This window comes from Succinivibrio sp., assembly GCF_045124615.1.
GTDB lineage: Bacteria > Pseudomonadota > Gammaproteobacteria > Enterobacterales > Succinivibrionaceae > Succinivibrio > Succinivibrio faecicola.
Genome location: NZ_JBGVMC010000219.1, coordinates 1 through 5,502, shown reverse-complemented (window position 1 = coordinate 5,502; position 5,502 = coordinate 1). Strand labels below are relative to the sequence as shown.

At 33.2% G+C, this 5,502-nt stretch carries 7 protein-coding genes and 1 pseudogene; 3 read left to right on the top strand and 5 right to left on the bottom strand.

Going from position 1 to position 5,502, the window contains the following annotated elements:
* Nucleotides 1–648, top strand: a pseudogene (locus tag ACJML3_RS05825) (hypothetical protein); the annotation flags it as partial.
* An 88-nt stretch (nucleotides 649–736) separates the two neighbouring features.
* Here the strand turns inward: ACJML3_RS05825 and sixA are convergent.
* Nucleotides 737–1,207 carry a phosphohistidine phosphatase SixA gene (gene sixA / locus ACJML3_RS05820; RefSeq protein WP_406021437.1) on the bottom strand — a complete coding sequence of 157 codons (471 nt, stop codon included), beginning with the start codon at nucleotides 1,205–1,207 and terminating at the stop codon, nucleotides 737–739.
* Nucleotides 1,208–1,412: 205 nt separating this feature from the next.
* Here sixA and ACJML3_RS05815 point away from each other — a divergent pair, with 205 nt between their 5' ends.
* Nucleotides 1,413–1,811 carry an H-NS family nucleoid-associated regulatory protein gene (locus ACJML3_RS05815; RefSeq protein WP_288135349.1) on the top strand — a complete coding sequence of 133 codons (399 nt, stop codon included), beginning with the start codon at nucleotides 1,413–1,415 and terminating at the stop codon, nucleotides 1,809–1,811.
* A gap of 290 nt (nucleotides 1,812–2,101) precedes the next feature.
* Here the strand turns inward: ACJML3_RS05815 and pyrF are convergent, their stop codons facing one another.
* From pyrF to ACJML3_RS05795, 4 genes are all read right to left on the bottom strand, one after another.
* Entirely contained in the window at nucleotides 2,102–2,794 is a 693-nt protein-coding gene (gene pyrF, locus ACJML3_RS05810) for an orotidine-5'-phosphate decarboxylase (protein WP_406021434.1), read from the bottom strand.
* A 1-nt stretch (nucleotide 2,795) separates the two neighbouring features.
* Nucleotides 2,796–3,959, bottom strand: coding sequence for a hypothetical protein (locus tag ACJML3_RS05805; RefSeq protein WP_406021432.1), 1,164 nt, complete (start codon nucleotides 3,957–3,959; stop codon nucleotides 2,796–2,798).
* Complete coding sequence (locus ACJML3_RS05800; protein WP_406021430.1) at nucleotides 3,959–4,246, bottom strand: lipopolysaccharide assembly protein LapA domain-containing protein; 288 nt, start codon at nucleotides 4,244–4,246, stop codon at nucleotides 3,959–3,961. The genes ACJML3_RS05805 and ACJML3_RS05800 overlap by 1 nt, the downstream gene beginning before the upstream one ends.
* Before the next feature lie 110 nt (nucleotides 4,247–4,356).
* On the bottom strand, nucleotides 4,357–4,647 hold the full coding sequence (locus ACJML3_RS05795) for an HU family DNA-binding protein (protein ID WP_219935951.1): 291 nt from the start codon (nucleotides 4,645–4,647) through the stop codon (nucleotides 4,357–4,359).
* 276 nt (nucleotides 4,648–4,923) lie between these two features.
* On the opposite strand from ACJML3_RS05795, the gene ACJML3_RS05790 reads away from it, so the two are divergent.
* On the top strand, nucleotides 4,924–5,502 hold a 579-nt coding region (locus ACJML3_RS05790; protein WP_406021428.1), incomplete at its 3' end, for a hypothetical protein.

Sequence of the window (5,502 nt, the reverse complement as noted above, 5' to 3'; positions counted from 1 at the left end):
TTTTCACATAAAGCTACTACTTTAAAGGATTATCTAATTGATAATGAAAAGACTCTGCCAAATCATGCATATCCAAATCTTATGATAACCAATCATGATACAGTTAGATTAGGTGACATTATTCAAAGAGCTGATCTTAATGATACATACAAAAAGAGAATTAAACTTGCTCTGTCATTCATGGCATTGGCACATTCAGGACCTATTACAAACTACTATGGTGAAGAAATAGGTCAGGAGGTAAAAAACTTTGATAAAAGCCAGCCTCACTCATATATCTACCATGATGGTATGGTAGCTCGTGACAATGGCAAGATAGCTAATTTCACCAAGGATGAAGAAGAGATTAAAGATCTGTTTGAAAAACTTATGAAATTAAGAGCATCTCATGGTGCACTATCAAACGGTCAGCTTGAATTTCTTTTTGTAAATGACAGTCTATTCTGTATCAAAAAGACCTTTAAAAATGATAAAACCTTTATTTATGCACTTAACCTAGACACTGACAAAGAAAATTACATAAACATTGATAAAGATGCGTTAAAAGGCAGAATAACTGATGAATTTGAAAAGGATTGCTTTACTTTATCAGATACACTTCAGATTAAAATAAAGCCACTTGATTTTGTACTTTTAAGCGGTGATTAGACAAATCAATTAGATTTGACACTTTATGAAAGCTAAATAAAAAAAATGTATACACTCTAAATCTTTGCAGGACTATGTCCTGCATTTTTTATTCATATGATACAGGAGCCATAAAAGGAGTTATAAATCTTTTAAAATCAGTTTTCTTTCCTTCTATATCTATTACAAGAGCGCAGGCTGTCTTAAAGGATGGAGAGCATCTTTTCATATGGACAAATTCATATGAGAGGTATTCAACTAAAGGCAGATGAGATACTAAAAGAACAGTATCATCAGGTTTACACACAGCCTCCACATATGAAATAACGCTATCAACATCACCTGATGGAGTTAAATCTGACAGATAATCAAGATCTGAACTTTCTGCAAGAACTGATTTGACAATATTTGCAGTCTGAACAGCTCTGGTCTTTGGTGAACATATAATTCTGTTAACTGATCCTAAAAAGCTTTTTAACTGCATAGCAGTATCTAAAGCCTCTTTTTGACCTGTTAATGATAGTATTCTGTCATCATCACAGAATATAGCATCGCCGTGCCGCATTACAATAATTCTCATAGCTCCACCTCTAATAACATCTTATCACTATGCAATTATCTTTTATGAAAACAAATCAAATATTCTTTATATTTCTCTTTGCACGCTTTAGAGCTCATTCAAATTATGACACTATACAGTAAAATTAAAGCCTAATTAAGTTAAAATAAATTAAGTAAATGAGTTTTTCAACGAAAGCGAAGGACGTAGACATAAAGGTAAGAATATGGATTATAACTATCTTAAAAATAACCGAAATCTTAAAGCTTTTTTCAAAGATGCTACATCTGAAGAACTTGAGGGAATTATTCACAAACTCAATGAACTTTACACTGAGATTAAGAATAAGGAAATTGAAGAAGAACAGGCAAAAAAGAGAAAGGAAGAATTCTTATCTAATCTTTTAAACAAGCTTGATGAACATAATCTTACAGTCGACGATCTTGCAGCACTAAAAGAACTTCAGAAAAAAGATACAAGACAGAAAATGGCACCAAAATATGAATATACAGCTTTAGATGGAAATACATATTTATGGTCAGGACAGGGAAAGATCCCAAAACTTTTAAGAGAGGTTATGCAAAGAGACGGCATTACAGATAAGAATCACTACCTGATAAAGTAAATTTACCAAATTGTGCCGAATGATGTGGTGACAAGGAAAATTATGAACAATCTTCCTTGAACCGCATTATTCAGTCTTAAGTTTCTATCATAGACAGAACCTGTAAACTGAATAGTGTTGTGTAACAAACAACAATGGAGCTATTCAATGGCTAGCAAATTACAAAAGCTAAACGAAGGCGAGCTGTCTTTATACTCAATGTTTATTTTCAAGGATATGTTCCTGTAGGCGTTGATCTGGCAACTCCCCTGGATTTTGCCAAGGGGTGCTGTCAACATGTAGATAATATATTAGATTAATGACTCATTGATGCTGTTTAATGTTGCAACAGGATCATCTGACTTTGTTATAGGTCTACCAATCACAAGATAGTCAGATCCCTGAATTACAGCCTCTTTTGGAGTCATAACTCGCTTCTGATCACCAAGTGCAGCACCAGCAGGACGAATACCCGGTGTCACACATACAAAAGGCTTTTCAATATTCTCTCTTATAAGAGGAACTTCCAAAGCTGAGCAGACAACACCATCAAGCATTGACTGTTTTACAAGCTTTGCAAGTCTTATTACCTGATCTTTTGGCTCCATATCAAGACCGATTGAGCTAAGCTGAGCTCTATCCATTGATGTAAGAACAGTAACAGCAATAAGCAATGGTCTGTTTTCAAATTTATCTAAAGCTTCACGCGCTTTTTCCATCATTACATTACCACCTGATGAATGGACATTTACCATCCATACACCAAGTCTTGCAGCTGCTTCACAAGCCTTTGCAACAGTATTTGGAATATCGTGATATTTTAAATCAAGAAAAACTTTAAAACCTTTATCAACAAGCTTTGATACAAACTGAGGACCAGCTGTTGTAAATAACTCATTGCCGACTTTAAGTTTGCAAAGATCAGGTGTTACTTTAGATACAAAATCTAAAGCCTTACTCTGATCATCATAATCTAGGGCAACAATTACTTTAGGATCTTTCATTCTAATCTCCATCTAGTCCTGTTTTGGTTTTTAAGCTGTCCCATTTTCTGCATGATGGGCATTGATAAAACTGAATTCTGCTTTCAAAACCGCAGTTCTTGCAGACATAACGGTTGTTTCTTGCAATCTGAGCATCAAAAAGAGATTTGATCTTTAAAATAGATTCATGCGATGTAACAGGATCTTTTTTAGAATTTAATTCAAGATACTCAGATAAAAGTTTTAAATTAGGTTTAGCGCTGATAATATTCTGGATATGTGCAAGCGCATCATCAACACCTGAATTTTGCTCTACACATTTTACATATTCAATAATTACATCAGCTGAATTTGTTCTTTGAACAAGATCTTCAAGTGCAAAACGATAGTTAGGATCTGCGCTGTTCTGGAAGCACTTCTTCAAAGTTGCAAGACACAAAGGACCACATTCAGGATCAGCTGAACTTGCACATTTAACATATTCAATAGCTTCTTGAAATTCATTATTCTTTATCTTAAGTTCAGCCATTTCAATAAGAGCACGGACACATTTTGAATCTGTTACCAAAGCTCTTTTTAGATATTCTTCTGAATGCTTGTAATCTGCATTTATAGAAAACTTCTTTGCAACCTCACAGTAGTAGTTTGAAAGCTGAACATTTGTATTCTTATCAAGATCGACTGAATAATGGTTGGCAATCTGTATTGCTTTTTCAAAATCCTGCTCTTTTTCATAAAGACTTAATAAGAGCATTACAGCTGTCTTTCTAAGTCTTGGGATATCAATAACATCAGATAGGATCTTTTCAGCTCTGTCTAATAGACCTGCACTCAAAAAGTCTCTTATAAGCTCAATTTTTGCAAGCTCTCTTTCAGACTCATCTAAAGATGAATCATTTGACATCTTTTCATGAAGAGAAATTGCTTTATCAACTTCACCTTGCTGTCTGAATAGATTACCAAGAGCCAAAGATGATTCGTAGGTCTGATCGATACTGTTTAGATATGCAATAAACTTATCAACAGCTTTATCTTGCTTATTGCTTAATAGATAGTCAAAGCCCTTAAGGTAAATTGAATCCTGTCTGTTTTTATCATTCTCTCTTTTCTGCTTAGAGGTTGATCTGCCCATAAAATAACCATAAAGGGCAGCAACAGGTAAGAGTAAAAATAGAAGTTCAAACATTATTTAGAAGAGATATCCTGATCAGCTGTAGTTTTCTTTTTCAGACGGTTAAACTGAGTTTTTGCAACTTTAAGCTGTAACCAGAGCTTAAATGTTAAGAACATTGAGCAATAAACACCAAGTACAAGGCCAAAAAGCAGACCGATAACCAGAACTGAAGCTAATGAAATTTCTTTTTTTACAAAGAGAAAATCAAACATGACCACGCTGTCATTTGAAGCTCCAATGGCTAGTCCTACAACAATAAAAACAGCAAGAATTAAGAAATAGAACCAAAACTTGATCATGAATTTCCCCGATAATTTGTTACTGTGTTACATAATAACACAAGGCGCAACAAACCTCATTAAAATATTGAGGTTGCTGAGCCTTTTATGTCTAATAAGAAAAAATTTTACTACTTTGAAGCAACAGTATTAACTCTGTCTCTTAATTCAACACCTGGCTTAAAGTGCACAACTCGTCTTTTAGAGAGCTGAACCTGTTCACCTGTTTTTGGATTATGTGCAATTCGAGGTTCGTGTACACGCACCTCAAAACTTCCAAAACCTCTAATTTCAATACGATCGCCGTCTGATAAGGTTTCAATCATTATTTCAAAAATTTCTCGAACTGCTGAATCAACTTCTGCAGGACTCTGAAATGGAAATTTTTTGGTTAATGCTTCAATTAGCTCTGCTCGTGTCATCTAAAACTCCCTAATTGATTATTATCTGCTCTAATAATAGCAATAAATTTTAATTTCTCTATGATTTACAAGAAAATTTTAGAAAATAACTATAATTTTTCGTAAATTTATGAACTACAGCTTATTTTTTTTAATTCTTGTTTTCAAAAATCATGATCATGAACTATAAATGATCACATTTTTTTGAGCATTTATCAATTAATACAAACATTTAATTCATTTTTGTATTTTTTCGTATACACTTAAAGAAGATTATTTTGTATGTGAAAGACTTTTATGAATAACATTCTTGATATCTTAAAAAATAAAAATCCTGAATTTTATAACAAGCTGAAAAAAGCATTTGATGAAGCATCCTATGAACTTCGTACAGATGAAGGTATGCAAACTACGATTATTGCAGACGATATTCAGCTAACATCGCATCATGACAGAATGCATTGTGCAGAATACAGATGCAGAAAACTAGACTTAAATGAGCCTGTTTCAATCTATGGTATGGGTCTTGGAGATGAAATAAGATATATCCTTGAAAAGAATCCAAAAGCCAATATCAATCTTTTTATTCTAAATGAAGCTCTATTCTATTTTCTTGTGCAGAATATTGAAGATTTTACCGAACTTCTAGCTACAAATGTAAATCTTATAATTGCAGATGATGATACTCCATATGTAAAAAACAGTATCATTATTCCATCTGAGGTTTATATAGACTTCACCCATAACAACAAAATCAAGATTAAGCTTGCAAACATTCTTGATTACGATTTTGCATCAGCTAATTCTACAAATAGAATTTTAAGATTCAGTGTTAATAATCTTAATATGAATAAGGCAGCAAAAATCTTTGATAGG